This is a genomic window from Saccharopolyspora gloriosae (genome assembly GCF_014203325.1).
Classification (GTDB): Bacteria; Actinomycetota; Actinomycetes; order Mycobacteriales; family Pseudonocardiaceae; genus Saccharopolyspora_C; species Saccharopolyspora_C gloriosae.
Map to the genome: position 1 here is coordinate 517,236 of NZ_JACHIV010000001.1, position 14,674 is coordinate 531,909.

The following is a 14,674-nucleotide window of genomic DNA, read 5'->3' on the forward strand; positions in this document are numbered from 1 at the left end:
TCGCCGACGTCGTGGCCAGTGCCGCCGGGTTCCGCGCGAACGGTGATCACGGCCGCGCGCGCGAGTTGCGCATGGCCCTCGTGAGGGTGATCGGTGCGCCCGAGTCGGCGCTTCGCCGGCCGGAGGTGAACTCCGCGTACTCCGGGCCGTCCACGGCGTACAAGGCCAGGCGGCCGCGGGCGTCGGCGTGGATGCCCCAGCCGTAGCGCTTGCCGAGCTGGGAGGAACGCAGGCACGGCTGGCTGCGCGCGAAGAACTCGAGGCGGGCGTGGACCCGATCTTCGTCCGGGATGCCCTGCCGATCCGCGAAGACGGTGAACAGGACGTCGCCGGACGTGAACTCGTACGGATGCCCCGCGATCAGCGCGTAGGTGCGCGCGGAGACAGAAGGATCATCGCCCTTGGCCGGGGGCACCGTTCCCGTCTTCGCCGGGCAGTCCTCGGCCACGGCGATGAACGTGTCCACGTAATCCACCCGCTCCATGGCGCAACTTTACTGCCTGTCTTCGACCTCGGTTTTGCGTAGCGGGTCGCTCAGCGGAACCTCAGCGGCTTCCTCGCTGCCCTTTTGCCGGTGTGATCGCGATTTCTGATGTATGCCGTGCACGGCGAAATCGCTGTCCTCGCGAGGAAGCCGCTGAGAACCCGCCGGTGGTCTTGTTGCTCAGGCTGGTCACTGCTCAGCGGCTTCGCCGCTGACAGGACAAACGACCACGAACGCCGCTCACCTGGAAATACAAGATCAAAGATGGGCGGTCAGTCCTGGGTGACTGCCGCGGCGAGGAATCCGCAGGTAGATCGGGTTCAAGTTGACGGCGTACCGGGGAGGAGCGCGGAAGCCGGTGCGATTCGGGAAGCCGGTCTCGGGTTGGCCGGAGAACGGGCCGCGATGCGTTCGAGCGGAGGTGCCGGGAAACGATTGCTGTCGTTGTCGATCGGTTGACCCCTGATCGGGGGTCGGGGTGCGGCTCACGCGGAATTCTCCGGAGTGCCGAATGCGGATCCGGCACATTCGGGTGAAACGTTGCGAGGTGCCGGTAGCTGAGCGCTGGTGCCGCTCAGCTGCTGGTAGAAGCGCCGGGTGTCATGATTCGCATGGCGTTACCGGCCGCTTTAAGTTGTGCCCATGCAGCTCATCACCTCGATCTGCGGGGACTGCAACGGCAAGGGTTGCGGTAACTGTGGTGACACCGGAACGATCACCATTCTTGAGGACTAGCAGGCGAAATCCGCGATTTCGCGGGATAGCCCGCCGCGCGCGATGCGGCGGGCGCCGCCGCCCACCCCGCACCGTTCGAGCACTGCTCCCGCCCCGCCGTCGACGGGGTGACGGCCACCGTCCGCCCGCGCCCGTCGAAGCGGGCCGTGCGCAGCGGGCATCGCTGCTAGCGTGCCGAAGATGGCTACCACCGAGCCCGTCCTGGTCATCGGTGCCGGAGTGACCGGTCTCAGCACCGCCGTCACCCTCGCCGAAGCCGGTGTCCCGGTGCGCATCCGCACCGACGAACGGCCCGCCGAGACCACCTCGGCCGTCGCCGGGGCGATGTGGGGGCCGGCGCTGCTGCAACCCGCCGACCGCGTTCAGGGCTGGGTCGCCCGCACCTACCACCGCCTCGTCGAACTCGCCGCCGACGACACCAGCGGCGTGCACCTCGCCGCCGGGCGGATGGCGGCCCGCGTCGACCTCGGCGACCAGCTGCCGCCCGAGGCGCTGCTGCTGCCCGACCTGCGCCGTTGCGCACCCGACGAGCTACCGGACGGGTTCGTCAGCGGCTACCGGGCGACCGCGCCGCTGATCGACATGCCGCGCTACCTCGACCACCTCACCGAGCGGTTCCGGGCCGCCGGTGGGGAACTGCTGCTCAGCCCGGTGTCCTCGCTGGTCGAAGCGGTCGAGGAAGCGGGCAGGGTCGTGAACTGCACCGGAGTGGGCGCGCACGAACTCGTCGGCGATCCCGGAGTGCGTCCCGTGCGGGGCCAGCACGTCGTCGTGCGCAACCCCGGTGTCACCGAGTACTTCGTGGAGATCGGAGCCGGCCCCGAGTTCACCGCGTACATGCCGCACGGCGACCACGTGGTGCTCGGCGGTACCGCGGTCGACCAGGACTGGTCGCGCATCCCCGGACGCGAAGCGGGCGCCGCCATCCTGCGGCGCTGCGCGCACGTCGAACCGCTGCTCGCCGGAGCCGACGTGCTCGGCGAGACCGTGGGACTCCGCCCCGGACGGGACGCGGTCAGGCTGGAGGTCGAGCGGTTCGGCGGCGGCACCGTCGTGCACAACTACGGGCACTCCGGGTGCGGCGTCGCGCTGTCCTGGGGCTGCGCCGCGGAAGCCGCCGAGCTGGTGCTGACCGGCTGAGGTCAGGACAGGGCGTCGACGACCCCGTCGATCTCCTCCGCCAGCGTGACGTCCTTCGCCGTGATGCCGCCCTGCGAATGCGTCGACAGCGAGAACGTGACCTTGCGCCAGCGGATGTCGATGTCCGGGTGGTGGTTCTCGCTCTCGGCGATCTCCGCGATCCGGTTCACGCCCTGGATGGCCTGCGGGAAGCTCGCGAACTCCACCGTCCGCGTGATCGTGGTTCCGTCCTGGGCCCACTCCGGCAGTCCGGCGAGCGCTTCGGCGACCTGGGTGTCGTTCAGCAGTTCGGTCATGGCTCCATGGTGGTGGTCGACCGGCCGGATTGCGACCGTCGGCCCCACCCGGAGCGGTGACACGTAGACTGCCGTCGCCACGGGAGTCCAGCGCGCTGGGCTGAGAGGAGGGGCGAATCCCCTCGACCGTCCGCACCTGAACCGGATCATGCCGGCGCAGGGAGGTGTCGCGATCAGCTCGACGTTGCACACGTGGCCGTTGCCGTGTGCTGCTCGGGAGGACCGTTGAACCGTTACCTGCGCTGGGTCGCCGCCCTTGCGGTCGCCTCGCTCACCACCGGGTGCTCGCTCATCGGGAGCTCCGGCCCGGAGCCCGCCGCGCGCACCGTCACGCTCGTCGCGCACGATTCGTTCGTCGCCGACCCCGCCGTGCTCGCCGACTTCGAACGGCGCAGCGGCATCCACCTGGAAGTCCGCAACAGCGGTGACGCGGGCGAGCTGACGAACAAGCTGGTGCTGTCCCGAGCCGCGCCGCTCGGCGACGTCGCCTACGGCGTCGACTCGACGTTCGCGTCCCGCGCGCTCGGCGCAGGCGTGTTCGCGCCGCACCGGTCCGCCGCGGCCGAACGCGGACCGCAGCGGTACGCGCAGGACCAGGAGCAGCGGCTCACCGCGATCGACGTCGCCGACGTGTGCCTGAACATCGACACCGGCTGGTTCGCGCAGCACCGGGTGCCGGAGCCCGCGACGTTGCGCGACCTCACCGACCCCCGCTACCGCGGGCTGATCGCGTTACCGGACCCGACGACGTCCTCACCCGGGCTCGCGTTCCTGCTCGGCACCGTCGCCGCCTTCGGCGATCCCGGCTGGCAGGACTACTGGCGGGACCTGACCGCGAACGACGTGAAGCTCTCCGCCGGGTGGGAAGAGGCCTACAACCAGGACTTCTCCGGAGCCACCGGGCAGGGGCCGCGGCCGATCGTGCTGTCCTACGCCTCCTCGCCCGCAGCGGAGGTCGACGAGACCGGTCGGCCCCGGACTCGGGCACTGCTCGACACCTGCTACCGGCAGGTCGAGTACGCCGGTGTGCTGGCCGGGGCGAAGGACCCGCAGGCCGCCGGTGAAGTCGTCGACTTCCTGCTCTCACCTGAATTCCAAGCGCAGGTGCCGGACCAGATGTACGTGTACCCCGCGGTCGACGGGGTCGCGCTGCCTCCGGGCTGGGCGGAGAGCGCGCCGCTGCCGCAGGACCCGGCGGAGCTGCCCGCCGCCGAGGTGGAACGCAACCGGGACCGCTGGGTGGAGCAGTGGCGGACGCTGGTGCGGGGATGAACCACGGCCTCCGCCGGCGGTTGCCCGTGGCGCTCGCCGCGGTGATCGTGCTCGGTTTCCTCGGGCTGTTCTTCGCCTGGCCCGTCGCGGCGATCGTCGGGCTGGGACTGCGCGGTGAAGCCGGGGCGGTGCTGGTCGAGCCGTCGACGTGGCGGCTCGTGGGCTTCACGCTCGGGCAAGCCGCCGCGTCCACCGCCGTCGCGTTGCTGGCGGGACTGCCGCTGGCCTACGTGCTGGCCCGGCTCGCGGTCCCCGGCCGCGGGCTGCTGCGGGTCGCGGTGACCGTGCCGTTCGTGCTGCCGACGATCGTGGTGGGCATGGCGTTCCGGGCGTTGTTCGGCGCCGATGCCGGGGTGCTCGCGATCGTGCTGGCCAACGCGTTCTTCAACGTCGCCGTCGTCGCGCGCACCGTGAGCGGGCTGTGGAGCCACCTCGACCGGCGGATGGAGGACGCTGCCCGATCGCTCGGCGCGAGCCGGTTGCGCGCGTTCACCTCGGTGACGCTGCCCGCGCTGCTGCCCGCACTGGGATCGGCCGCCTCGGTCGTGTTCCTGTTCAGCGCCACCAGCTTCGGCGTGGTGCTGGTGCTCGGGGGTGGTGAGCTGCGGACGCTGGAGACGGAGATCTACCTGCGCACCGTGCAGCTGCTGGACCTCCCCGGCGCGGCGGCGCTGTCGCTGCTGCAGCTCGCGGCCGTCGTCGCCGCGCTGCTGGTCGCGACCGTCGCGCGACGACGCCGGGAAACGGCGCTGCGGCTGCGCGCGCCGTCCGACACCGCGCGGCGTCCGCAGGGAGCGGAGTGGTGGGTCGTCGGGCTCGCCGGGCTGGTGCTGTGCGGGCTCGGCACGCCGATCGTGACCTTGCTGCTGCGATCGGTGTCCACCAGGGACGGGTGGGGGCTCGCGGGGTACCGGGCGCTGCTGGGCACCGGGCAGAACGGGACGTTGGAGGTCACCGGGCTCGAAGCGGCGCTCAACTCGGTGCGCACCGCCGTCGACGCGACCTGGATGGCGCTGCTGTTCGGGCTGCTGGCGTCTTTCGTGCTCGTCGCGATCCGGCGCCGGGCCGTCGCCGAAAGCCTCGACCTGGCCCTGATGCTGCCGCTGGGCGTGTCCGCGGTGACCGTCGGCTTCGGGTACCTGATCACGCTCGGTTCGCTGCCGGGAGATCTGCGGACCTCGCCGCTGCTGGTGCCGTTCGCGCAAGCGCTGGTGGTGACACCGCTGGTGATCCGCATGGTGCTGCCGGTGCTGCGGGCCATCGACGAACGACTGCGCCAGGCCGCCGCGACGTTGGGCGCCGGGCCGTGGCGGGTCCGGCGCGAGATCGACGTTCCGCTCGCCGCGCGAACCGTGCTGGCCGCGGCGGGTTTCGGATTCGTCATCGCGCTCGGCGAGTTCGGTGCCACCGGCTTCCTCGCCCGGCCCGACGCGCCGACCCTGCCCGTGGCCATCGCCCGGCTGCTCGGCAGGCCCGGCGAGCTCAATTCGCAACTCGCCTACGCCGCGTGCACGTTGCTGATGATCGTCACCGTGCTCGGCGTCGTGCTCATCGAGCGGCTCCGAGGACGTACCGACGCCGTGGAGGAATTCTGATGGGGCTGGAAGTGCACGGGCTCACCGTCCGCTTCGGCGAGACGACGGCGGTGCGAGAGGTGGATCTGTCCGTGCTGGACGGCGAGGTCCTGGCGCTGCTCGGGCCGTCCGGTTGCGGCAAGTCCACCCTGCTGCGGACCGTCGCCGGGCTGGAACGGCCCACGGCGGGAGCGGTGCGCTGGAACGGGCGCGACCTCGACGCGGTCCCGGTGCACCAGCGCAGGTTCGGGATGGTCTTCCAGGACGGGCAGCTGTTCCCGCACCGCGACGTGGCGGGCAACGTCGGCTTCGGGCCGCGGATGCGCGGCGTCGGCGGGGCCGCCCGAGCCGCGCGCGTCGCGGAACTGCTGGAGCTGGTCGGCCTCGCCGGATACGGCGCGCGCCGGGTCACCGACCTATCCGGCGGCGAAGCCCAGCGGGTCGCGCTCGCCCGCGCGCTCGCCGCCGACCCGGAACTGCTGCTGCTGGACGAACCGCTGTCCGCGCTCGACCGGATGCTCCGGGAACGGCTCGCCGTCGACCTCGCCGCGCTGCTCGGGCAGGGCCCGTCGACCGCGCTGGTCGTCACGCACGACCACGACGAGGCGTTCACCCTCGCCGATCGGGTCGCCGTCATGGCGCGGGGCGCGGTCCTGCAGGCCGACACGCCCGCACTGCTGTGGCGGCACCCCGCCGACGACGAAGTGGCCGAATTCCTCGGCTGCACCACGTTCCTACCGGCGACCGTCCGCGACGGAACGGCGACCTGCGCGCTGGGGACCGTCGAGGTGACCGCGAAGGACGGCGACGCGCGGCTCGGCCTGCGCGCCGCCGGAGTGCGCGCCGAGCGGGCCCGGCCCGACGTCCCCGGCGGAGCCGAACCGGTCGGCACCGTGCGGGAACGCGTCCACCGGCACGATCACGTGCGGCTCGCGGTGAACGTGCCCGAGTTCGGCCGGGTGGAGGCGGTCGCGCACATCGCCGACGCGCCCGCGATCGAAGACGAGGTGCGGCTGAGGCTGGACCCCGACGGAATCGCGCTCGTCGGCGGGGACTGAACGGCCGCTCAGCCGGACGGTCGTTCCAGGAAATCCGAGTCGGGCGCCGCGAATCCGAACCGCTCGTACAGGCCGTGCGCGTCCGCCGTGTGCAGCATCCACCGGAAGTCCCGGCCCGGCCCGTCCTCGATCATGGCCCGCACCAGCTCGACGCCCACCCCGTGCCCGCGCGCGGCGGGCAGGACGAACACGTCCGCGAGGTACGCGCTGAGCACTCCGTCCGAGAAGGCTCGGGCGAAGCCGAGCAACCGGCCGTCCTGCTTCCGGTAGGCGGCGACGATGCGCCACGCGCCGTCGACTTGGCGGTCGAACGCTTCCCTGGTCCGGTTGCGGCCCCAGTACGCCTCGGTGGACAGGAACTCCCACACGGCGTCGCGATCGACGCGTCGCGGGTCGTCATCGACTTCGAATTCCACCCCCGCAGCCTAGGGGCCCGCTCGCTGCGGCTGTCGTCGATTTTCCGGGGGGCGGCGATCGACGCGTTGTCCGGGCTGCGGTGGCGTCCCGCTGCACCGGGTCACAGGGTTACGGCCCGCCTGAGCTTCCGCGGTCCGCGGATGCTCAGGCGGGCACGGGGTCACGCGTCTCGGGTGACCATGCGCAACACCGTCGCGGACAGGCCGATGACCAGGTAGCAACCGGCTCGCAGCAGGCCCGTGGACAAGGTGTCCGTGAAGATCGGATCCCGCAGCACGTCGATCACGGCGGACCAGTCGGTGGTGATCAGCAGCGGACGCAGCCACTCCAGCGACGGCACCGTCCCCAGCACGCCGAACACGATGAGCGCCGCCATCGTCCCGGCCATCACCACGAGCGGGTGCTCGGTCAGCGAGGACAGCGCCAGCGCCACCGCGCCGATCGCCGCCATCTGCGCCGCGCACCAGAGCACTGCCAGCGCGATCCTGCCCAGCGCGGCGCCCAGCGACAGCGTCGTCCCGGACAACGTCACCAAGCCGTCCCCGCCGACGATGATCAAACCGGTGAGCAGGCCGCTCACGGCGAGCACCAGCACCGACAGCAGGACCATCAGCAGGACGCCCGCGGACTTGACGCCCACCAGGCGAACCCGGCCGAGCGGCGCGATCAGCAGACCGCGCAGCGTGCCGTGGGACGCCTCGCCCGCGATCGCGTCCGCCGCGACCATCGCCACCACCAGCGGCAGCAGCATCGATTGCGCCAGCAGGATGCTCGCCACCGGCAGCACCAGGCCGTTGCCCGCGACCGAGCTCAGCAGCCCCGGGCCCCCGCCGCTGCCCGGTCCACCGGTCAGCGCGATCCCCACCCCGATCAGGACCGGCAGTCCCGCCAGCATCAGCAGCGCGAGCAGGTTGCGCGGGCGGCGCAGCACCCAGCGGAACTCGGCCAGCAGCACCCGCGCCAGCGGCGCCGATCGGCGCCCGGCGGGTGCCGGGGAAACCTCGGCGGACACGGTCGCGGTCATGACTCCTCCTCGGTGAGCCGGGCGAACAGGTCCTCGAGGCCCGCGCGCCCGCGCCGCGCCTCGTGCACCCCGACGTCGGCGCGCACCAGCGTCGCCAGCACCTCCGGAGCGTCCACTTCGGACAGATCCACGCGCAGGGCCTGCTGTTCCACGCGAGCGGAGATCCCGTTGTCCCGCAACGCGTCCAAGCCGGCGGTGAGGTCCGACGTGGAGATCATCAGGTGCGGGCCGCCCGACTCGAGCAGCTCCGCCAGCCCTCCCTGCGCGACCAGCGTGCCGCGGTGCATCACGGCCACGTGGGTGCAGGTCGCCTCGACCTCGGCCAGCAGGTGCGAGGAGACCAGCACCGTCGTGCCCACCGCGTGCAGTTCGGCGATGATCTGCCGGATCTCCCTGGTGCCCGCCGGGTCCAGACCGTTCGTGGGCTCGTCGAGCACCACGAGCTCGCGCGGTACCAGCAGCGCCGCGGCCAACCCCAGCCGCTGCTTCATGCCCAGCGAGTAGCCGCGGAACCGGCGGTCGGCGGCAGCGGTGAGCCCCACCCGCCGCAACGCCTCGTCCACCGCCGAGCGGATGTCCTGGCTCGCCAGGTTCGGCTCCATCGCCGCGCAGCGCAGCAGGTTCTCCCGGCCGGACAGGAACGGGTGGAACCCCGGCCCCTCCACCAGCGCGCCCACCTTCGGCAGCACTCGGTCCGCCTCGTCGGGCAACGCGTGACCGAGCAGCTCCACCGAACCGGCCGTCGGCCTGATCAAGCCCAGCAGCATCCGGATCGTGGTGGTCTTGCCGGATCCGTTCGGCCCTAGCACCCCGACCACGGCGCCGCGCGGGACCGCGAGATCGATTCCGGCCACCGCGGCCGTGTCGCCGTAGGTCTTGCGCAACCCGGAGGTGCGCGCGGCGTACACCTCGACCGGGGTGGGGGCGGCGGCGACCGCCCCCACCTGTTCGGCCTGGTCGGCCACTTCGGTCATCACGGAGTCCCGACAGCGGCGGTGAGCACCTGCTCCGGCACCGCGCCGGCTGCGACCCGGCCATCGGCGGTCACCAATGCGGAACCGACCTTCGTGCTGATCAGCCAGCCCTCACCCCACGGGCCGTTGACGGGCTTGCCGAGCTGCTGCGCCAGCGCCTGCGGGGTCGTCCGCTCGCCACCCCGCTCCGGGGCGAAGCCGGGGCGTCCCGACTGCTCGCCCGGGGGCTGCTCGCCGTGGGACTGCGTGGTCTGCGGCAGGCGCGTGACGACCACCGTGTCCCAGCCGTCGCCGACCACGGTCGGGTGCTGACCGGCCGGGTGCTGCGGGCGGTCCGCCGGGGACCGGTCGCCGGTGGGGTGTTCCTCGACCTTCGCGCCGTCCGGCGGGGTGAAGCGGAACATCGCCGGGTCCGGCGGGGACAGGTCGAGGTCGGAGAAGCCCGCGCGCAACGCCGGGTCGTCCGAGCCGTTGGTCAGGACGGTGACCTCCAGCGGCGACCGCGTCTGCGCGTCCACCGCCAGCCGGACCTCGCGCAGCACGGTGCGCTCGGCGGGCTTCGGCGTCAGCACCAGCTCGTAGGCGTCCCGGCCCGCGACCCGCGCGGTGCCGTCCACCGCCACGTCGCTGGTCCGCCGCAGCTGCCCGACGATCTCGCGGGACAACGTCGCCGGGTCCTGCACCGCGGCGTCCGGGCCGCGGCCGTCCGGGCCGCCGGCGTGCGTTCCCGGACCGTGCTGCTGCTTGTCGCCCTTGGTGGCGGTGCGGGACTCGGAGTCCCACTTCCAGATCGCGGAGCCGTCGTCGACGACGGTCACCTCGCCGGAGGCCGACGGGATCGAAGCCCGCTTGTGGCCCTGTCCGTCGTTCCACACCCGAAGCGTGCTGGTTCCGTCGGCGAGCATCGAAGCGGCGCCGCCGTCGGCGCCGGGCAGCGACGGCAGCCCCAACGCGTTGTCCACTCGAACCGTTCCGGACAACGCCGGGGGAGTCGCCGTCAGCACCGATTCGACCAGCTGCTCCGGGGCGACCGGGGGCAGCTGCGGGTCCTCGTCAGCACCGGCGGGCAGGGTGAGCACGGTCAAGCCGAGCAGTCCGGCCAGCCCACCGGCCGACGCGGCGAACACGACATTCCTGCGTTTCATGCGGTCCTCCTGGTTTCGATCCGCTGCCGTGAGCGTGGCCCTGCCGAACTGAGATGGACCTGAGAACGGGCCGGGGAAGCTGAGAGGGATCTCAGGGCTCGGTGCGTGAGCGGGTTCGGCCACGGCATGCTGAGCAGATGCAGCCGCGGGTGTTGGTGGTCGATGACGAACCGGGTGTCCGGACGGCGTTGCGCCGTGGCCTGACCGCCGAAGGCATGGAGGTCACGGTGGCCGTCGAAGGAACCGAGGCGCTGCGGCTCGCCTCGACCGGTTCCTTCGACGTGGTGGTGCTGGACGTGATGCTGCCCGGCCTGTCGGGCTACCGGGTGCTGGAGCGCCTCCGCGGCCAAGGGGTGAGCACGCCGGTGCTGCTGCTCTCGGCGAAGGACGGTGAAGTCGACCAGGCCGACGGCCTCGACCTCGGTGCCGACGGCTACCTCGTCAAACCCTTCTCCTTCCTGGTGCTGACCGCGCAGGTGCGCGCCTTGGCGCGACGTGGTGAGAGCTCAGTGCGCCACGACGTGCTGCGGGTGGGCGAGCTGGAGATCGATCGCGACGGCCGCGAGGTCACCTGGTCCGGATCGACGGTGACGCTGTCCCCGCGGGAGTACGGGCTGCTCGTTGCACTGGCCGGTCGGCCGGGCACGGTGGTGCCGAAGGAAGACCTGCTGCGGCTCGTCTGGGGAGCGGACCAGTTCGTGACCCGCAACGTCGTCGAGGTCTACATCGGTTACCTGCGCCGTAAGCTCGCCGCGGTCGGTGCCGAGCACCTGGTGCGCACGGTCCGCGGGCACGGCTACCAGATCAGCGCCGAGCAGCTGCCTGACGAGGAACCGGGGGCCGATCCCGCGAAGCTCACCCGCGATGGGGGCTCGTCCGCGTGAGGTGGTGGCCGTTGCGGCAGCTGCGCGCGTGGTGGGCGCGCCGCACCCTCCAGTTCCGGACCAGCGCGGTGGCGACCTTGGTCGCGCTCGTCGGACTCGGAGTGCTGGCGCACATCAGCGTCGGGCTGATCAGCTGGCTGCTGATCGAATCGGTCGACACCGAGCTGCGCACGAAGGTGGGCACCACCGCGCGCCAGGTGGCGGCAGGTGCCGTGCCGAACCGGCTCGCGGGCGGCGAGATCCGGATCTTGGACACTGCGGGCGCCCCCGTCGATGGGCTGCCGCCTCCGGAACTGACCTCGTGGGAGGTCAGCGCGCTCAAGAGCGGCGAAGGCCTCCTCGATTCGTCCTCGTACGGCGTGGACCAGGGCCTGTACCGCTGGGTGGGCATGGTCGTGCCCGACCCGGCGGGCAGTCCGCGGCTGGTGCTGGGAGCCGCGCACCTGGTGGGGCACGGCGACGCGCTGCGCACCGCGGGACGTGCCCTGACCCTCGGCCCGATCCTCGCCGCCGGGGCCGTCGGGATCGCGACCTGGCTCGTCGTGCGCAGATCGCTGCGACCCGTCGAACGGATGCGGCTCGCCGCGGTGAGCCTGCCGGAAGGACACCGGTTGCCGGTCTCCGACGCCGACGACGAACTGCGCGCGCTCGCCGTGGCGCTCAACGAGATGCTGGCCCGCCGGGACGGGGACACCGAGTGGTTGCGGCGGTTCACCGGGGACGCCGCGCACGAGCTGCGCAACCCGGTTGCCTCCATCCGCGCGCAGGCCGAGGTGGCGGTCGTGCACCCCGATCCGGAACTCGCGCACGAGACCTTGCAGGACATCGCCGCCGAAGCGCGGCGGCTGTCCGACCTGGTCGACGGCCTGCTCGCGCTCGCGCGGGCCGAGTCGGGTTCGCAGCCGCAGCACCAGCCGATCGAGCTCGTCAGCGCCGTGCGCGCCGCGGCGGACCGGGCCAACCTGCGCGGGTCCGGCCCCAGGGTGCGGGTCACCGCACCGACCGGAACCGTGGTGATCCTCGCGGGCGAGGCGGAAGTGGGGCGGGTGCTGGACAACCTGATCACCAACGCGCTGCGGTACGCGCGGGCGCTGGTGCGGGTGTCGTTGCTGCCCGCGGCCGAGTCCGTCCGGCTGGTCGTCGACGACGACGGCCCCGGCATCCCCGCCGCGCACCGCGGCCTGGTCTTCGACCGGTTCCACCGGGTGCAGCCCGATCGGGCTCGTGGCACCGGAGGGTCCGGGCTCGGGCTCGCGTTGGTCGCGGAGGCCGTGCGCGGGCGCGGTGGTTCGGTGCAGGCGGCGGAATCGCCGGAGGGCGGCGCCCGGATCGAGGTCCGCTGGCCGCTGCCCGGCCCGCTCCGGCCGGTGCCCCGTCAGCAGTGAGGTCGCCGCTGCGAACGCGGTGCGCAGCGTCCGGCTCGAGCGCGATCCCGCCGCAGGAGCGCTCGGCAGCGAGCGCGCCACCTCGGCGGCGGCCGTCCTGCCGGGCGGTCGCGCTCGCTGTGCGAGGGGCGCCTTGAACCGCTCGGCGAGCGACTTCGCGAACCGGAACCACCCCGGAGACCGCCGCGCGGGGTGTGGGGCAGGATGTTCGCCCGTGTCGGTGTTGCGAAGCACAGGTTTGATAGCGGCCCCGTTGACCACGGTCGGAGCGGCGCTGCGCCACACCCGCACCGCGGAGGACGGCTTGCGGGCGCTGGGGATCCAGGGCCGGGCGCTCACGCCCACCGCGGAACTCCTCGTTCCCGGCGACGACCTCGCCTTCCGGGTGCGGAAAGCCGGGCTGGCGAGGCTGCGCACCCGCATCGTGCGGGCCGACGCCGGGCGGCTGGAATCGGTGCTCATCGCTGGTCCTCTCTCGGAGTTGCGGCATGAATCAGTGCTGGCCGAAGCCGGTGGTCACACGCTGCTGACCGACTCGCTGCGGTGGACGACCCCGTTCGGGCCGCTCGGGCGGCTGGCCGACGTCGTGCTGGGCCGGCGGGTGGTGCTGGCGGTGCTGGCGAGCCGGTTGCGCGCGGTCGGCGAGCTCGCCGAGGAGTGGGCGGGCAGGCCCGTGGTGGTCGGGACCGCCATCACGCGCGGCGGACGCCTGCTGGTGCAGCAACGGCACTTCCCGGCGCGGGACGCGGGGAAGTGGGAGTTGCCCGGTGGCCGGGTCGAGGCCGGGGAGAGCGAGCAGGACGCCGTCATCCGGGAGTGCAAGGAGGAACTCGGCGTCGACGTGGTGCCGGGTGGACGGGTCGGTACGGACGTGCCGCTGCACAACGGGATGCTGCTGCGGGTGCACACCGCGGAACTCGCCGACCCCGAAGCGGAGCCGACGGCGGTCGAACACCGCGCGGTGCACTGGGCGCCCGCGGCCGAGCTCGGCGCGTTCGACTGGCTGGAGGCCGATCGCGTGCTGGTGCACTCGCTGCGCGACCTGCTGGCCTGACGATCCGCTCGGCGCCCGCGCGTGCTGCGGGGCGAGTGCTGGTCCGGGTGGTGTTCGCGGTGGTCATGAGCCCAGATTGCCGACGTCGATCAGGTGTTCGCCACCTTTTCGGCCGAGTGCACTCGAACTGGTGAACGAACGGGTCGGCCGCGCGGCTGGGCGTCCGACCCGTTCGCGCGCCTAGCGCAGTCCGGCCAGCCGCAACGCGGCGTCCAGCCTCGGCCGGGCCCGCTCCGCCGCGCGCCCGGCCCCCTTCTGCCTGGTCCGGTCCAGCTCGGCCGGATCGTCGAGCAGCTCCCGGGCGCCTTCCCGGACCGGTCGCAGCTGCTCGATCACGGCCTCCGCGACGGCGTCCTTGAGCTCGGAGTAGGTGCTCGCCGCCTCCGCCGCCGCGTACGGGCTCACGTCCCCGCACGCCCCGAGGATCTCCAGCAGGTTCGCCACCGCGGGCTGCTCGTCGGGGGCGTAGCGGACGGTGCCGAGGTCATCGGTCACCGCGCGGCGGAACTTGCGCCGCACCACGTCCGGCTCGTCCAGGGCGAACACGACGCCCGCGTGCTGCTGCGCGGACTTGGCCATCTTGCGCGCCGGGTCCGACAGGTTCCGCACCGCCGCGGCGGTGCGCGGCACCACCGCCCGGGGGATCGCGAACACCTCGCCGTAGGTGCCGTTGAACCGCCGCGCCAAGGTGCGCGCCAGCTCCACGTGCTGGTTCTGGTCGACGCCCACCGGGACTTCCGTCGTGCCCTGCAGCAGGATGTCCGCGGCCATCAGCACCGGGTAGGTGAGCAGGCCGAGCCGGGCGGTGTCCTGGCCGGCGCCCTTCTCCTTGAACTGGATCATCCGGGCGGCTTCGCCGTAGCCGCAAGCGCACTCCAGCACCCAGTTCAGCGCGCCCAGCTCGCCCGCCAGGTCGGATTGCACGAACACCGTCTCCGGCGCGATGCCGCCGGCCAGCAGCACGGCCAGGTTCTCCCTGGTGAGGGCGCGCAGGCGTTCCGGCCGGTAGGGCATGGTCATCGCGTGCAGGTCCGAGATGAAGTACAGGTCGTCGGGCCCGCCCTCGGTCGCCCAGCGGCGCAGCGCGCCGAGGTGGTTGCCCAAGTGGACGTGGCCGGACGGGGTGATGCCGGACAAACGGGTCACGATCTCTCCTGCTGATCGGAGCCGCTCACCAGTCCGGTCCTCGCACCGCTCGGCCGCCTGGTGGCGACCGATGTGCGTGCGGGTTC

At 72.6% G+C, this 14,674-nt stretch carries 14 protein-coding genes and 1 riboswitch; of the genes, 7 read left to right on the top strand and 7 right to left on the bottom strand.

The window, feature by feature from the left end; all coding sequences use genetic code 11:
* Positions 1-46 precede the first annotated feature (46 nt).
* The gene (locus BJ969_RS02470) at positions 47-484 is read right to left on the bottom strand and encodes a DUF6157 family protein (protein ID WP_184476910.1); all 438 of its coding nucleotides are present in this window, start codon (positions 482-484) and stop codon (positions 47-49) included.
* Between the two features lie 915 nt (positions 485-1,399).
* Between BJ969_RS02470 and BJ969_RS02475 the strand changes: the two genes are divergently transcribed.
* Positions 1,400-2,359 (top strand): FAD-dependent oxidoreductase, encoded by a 960-nt coding sequence (locus tag BJ969_RS02475; protein ID WP_184476912.1) that lies wholly within the window; start codon positions 1,400-1,402, stop codon positions 2,357-2,359.
* 2 nt (positions 2,360-2,361) lie between these two features.
* On the opposite strand, the gene BJ969_RS02480 is transcribed toward BJ969_RS02475, so the two are convergent.
* Entirely contained in the window at positions 2,362-2,655 is a 294-nt protein-coding gene (locus BJ969_RS02480) for a 4a-hydroxytetrahydrobiopterin dehydratase (protein WP_184476914.1), read from the bottom strand.
* 69 nt (positions 2,656-2,724) lie between these two features.
* A riboswitch (TPP riboswitch) is annotated at positions 2,725-2,835 on the top strand.
* A 45-nt stretch (positions 2,836-2,880) separates the two neighbouring features.
* On the opposite strand from BJ969_RS02480, the gene BJ969_RS02485 reads away from it, so the two are divergent.
* From BJ969_RS02485 to BJ969_RS02495, 3 genes are read left to right on the top strand one after another with little or no spacing between them, the layout of a single operon-like run.
* The gene (locus BJ969_RS02485; protein ID WP_184476916.1) at positions 2,881-3,927 is read left to right on the top strand and encodes a thiamine ABC transporter substrate-binding protein; all 1,047 of its coding nucleotides are present in this window, start codon (positions 2,881-2,883) and stop codon (positions 3,925-3,927) included.
* Positions 3,924-5,522, top strand: a complete 1,599-nt coding sequence (locus BJ969_RS02490) for an ABC transporter permease (protein WP_184476918.1) — start codon at positions 3,924-3,926, stop codon at positions 5,520-5,522. The genes BJ969_RS02485 and BJ969_RS02490 overlap by 4 nt, the downstream gene beginning before the upstream one ends.
* Positions 5,522-6,559 (top strand): ABC transporter ATP-binding protein, encoded by a 1,038-nt coding sequence (locus BJ969_RS02495; protein ID WP_184476920.1) that lies wholly within the window; start codon positions 5,522-5,524, stop codon positions 6,557-6,559. The genes BJ969_RS02490 and BJ969_RS02495 overlap by 1 nt, the downstream gene beginning before the upstream one ends.
* 8 nt (positions 6,560-6,567) lie before the next feature.
* Here BJ969_RS02495 and BJ969_RS02500 read toward each other — a convergent pair whose 3' ends face one another.
* From BJ969_RS02500 to BJ969_RS02515, 4 genes are all read right to left on the bottom strand, one after another.
* Positions 6,568-6,975, bottom strand: a complete 408-nt coding sequence (locus BJ969_RS02500; protein WP_184476922.1) for a GNAT family N-acetyltransferase — start codon at positions 6,973-6,975, stop codon at positions 6,568-6,570.
* 161 nt (positions 6,976-7,136) lie between these two features.
* Positions 7,137-8,000 carry an ABC transporter permease gene (locus tag BJ969_RS02505; protein WP_184476924.1) on the bottom strand — a complete coding sequence of 288 codons (864 nt, stop codon included), beginning with the start codon at positions 7,998-8,000 and terminating at the stop codon, positions 7,137-7,139.
* Positions 7,997-8,974, bottom strand: a complete 978-nt coding sequence (locus tag BJ969_RS02510) for an ABC transporter ATP-binding protein (protein WP_184476926.1) — start codon at positions 8,972-8,974, stop codon at positions 7,997-7,999. The genes BJ969_RS02505 and BJ969_RS02510 overlap by 4 nt, the downstream gene beginning before the upstream one ends.
* Positions 8,974-10,119, bottom strand: a complete 1,146-nt coding sequence (locus BJ969_RS02515; RefSeq protein ID WP_184476928.1) for a LolA family protein — start codon at positions 10,117-10,119, stop codon at positions 8,974-8,976. The genes BJ969_RS02510 and BJ969_RS02515 overlap by 1 nt, the downstream gene beginning before the upstream one ends.
* Before the next feature lie 137 nt (positions 10,120-10,256).
* On the opposite strand from BJ969_RS02515, the gene BJ969_RS02520 reads away from it, so the two are divergent.
* The 3 genes from BJ969_RS02520 (at position 10,257) to BJ969_RS30720 (ending at position 13,442) form a co-directional block, all read left to right on the top strand.
* Complete coding sequence (locus BJ969_RS02520; protein WP_184476930.1) at positions 10,257-11,003, top strand: response regulator transcription factor; 747 nt, start codon at positions 10,257-10,259, stop codon at positions 11,001-11,003.
* Positions 11,004-11,014: 11 nt separating this feature from the next.
* Positions 11,015-12,388: a sensor histidine kinase gene (locus BJ969_RS02525; protein WP_184476932.1), complete on the top strand. Its 1,374-nt coding sequence runs from the start codon at positions 11,015-11,017 to the stop codon at positions 12,386-12,388.
* A 253-nt stretch (positions 12,389-12,641) separates the two neighbouring features.
* Positions 12,642-13,442, top strand: coding sequence for an NUDIX domain-containing protein (locus tag BJ969_RS30720; protein ID WP_343071181.1), 801 nt, complete (start codon positions 12,642-12,644; stop codon positions 13,440-13,442).
* Positions 13,443-13,622: 180 nt separating this feature from the next.
* Here the strand turns inward: BJ969_RS30720 and trpS are convergent, their stop codons facing one another.
* A complete protein-coding gene (gene trpS, locus BJ969_RS02535) occupies positions 13,623-14,588 on the bottom strand; it encodes a tryptophan--tRNA ligase (RefSeq protein WP_184476934.1) in 966 nt (321 codons plus the stop codon).
* Between the last annotated feature and the right edge of the window lie 86 nt (positions 14,589-14,674).

Excerpts from the sequence above, each read along its gene's own strand:
- BJ969_RS02495 (WP_184476920.1), top strand. The coding sequence starts at position 5,522 with ATGGGGCTGGAAGTGCACGGGCTCACCGTCCGCTTCGGCGAGACGACG.
- BJ969_RS02470 (WP_184476910.1), bottom strand. The coding sequence starts at position 484 with ATGGAGCGGGTGGATTACGTGGACACGTTCATCGCCGTGGCCGAGGAC.
- BJ969_RS02480 (WP_184476914.1), bottom strand. The coding sequence starts at position 2,655 with ATGACCGAACTGCTGAACGACACCCAGGTCGCCGAAGCGCTCGCCGGA.
- BJ969_RS02515 (WP_184476928.1), bottom strand. The coding sequence starts at position 10,119 with ATGAAACGCAGGAATGTCGTGTTCGCCGCGTCGGCCGGTGGGCTGGCC.
- BJ969_RS02510 (WP_184476926.1), bottom strand. The coding sequence starts at position 8,974 with ATGACCGAAGTGGCCGACCAGGCCGAACAGGTGGGGGCGGTCGCCGCC.
- BJ969_RS02475 (WP_184476912.1), top strand. The coding sequence starts at position 1,400 with ATGGCTACCACCGAGCCCGTCCTGGTCATCGGTGCCGGAGTGACCGGT.
- BJ969_RS02490 (WP_184476918.1), top strand. The coding sequence starts at position 3,924 with ATGAACCACGGCCTCCGCCGGCGGTTGCCCGTGGCGCTCGCCGCGGTG.
- BJ969_RS02520 (WP_184476930.1), top strand. The coding sequence starts at position 10,257 with ATGCAGCCGCGGGTGTTGGTGGTCGATGACGAACCGGGTGTCCGGACG.
- BJ969_RS02505 (WP_184476924.1), bottom strand. The coding sequence starts at position 8,000 with ATGACCGCGACCGTGTCCGCCGAGGTTTCCCCGGCACCCGCCGGGCGC.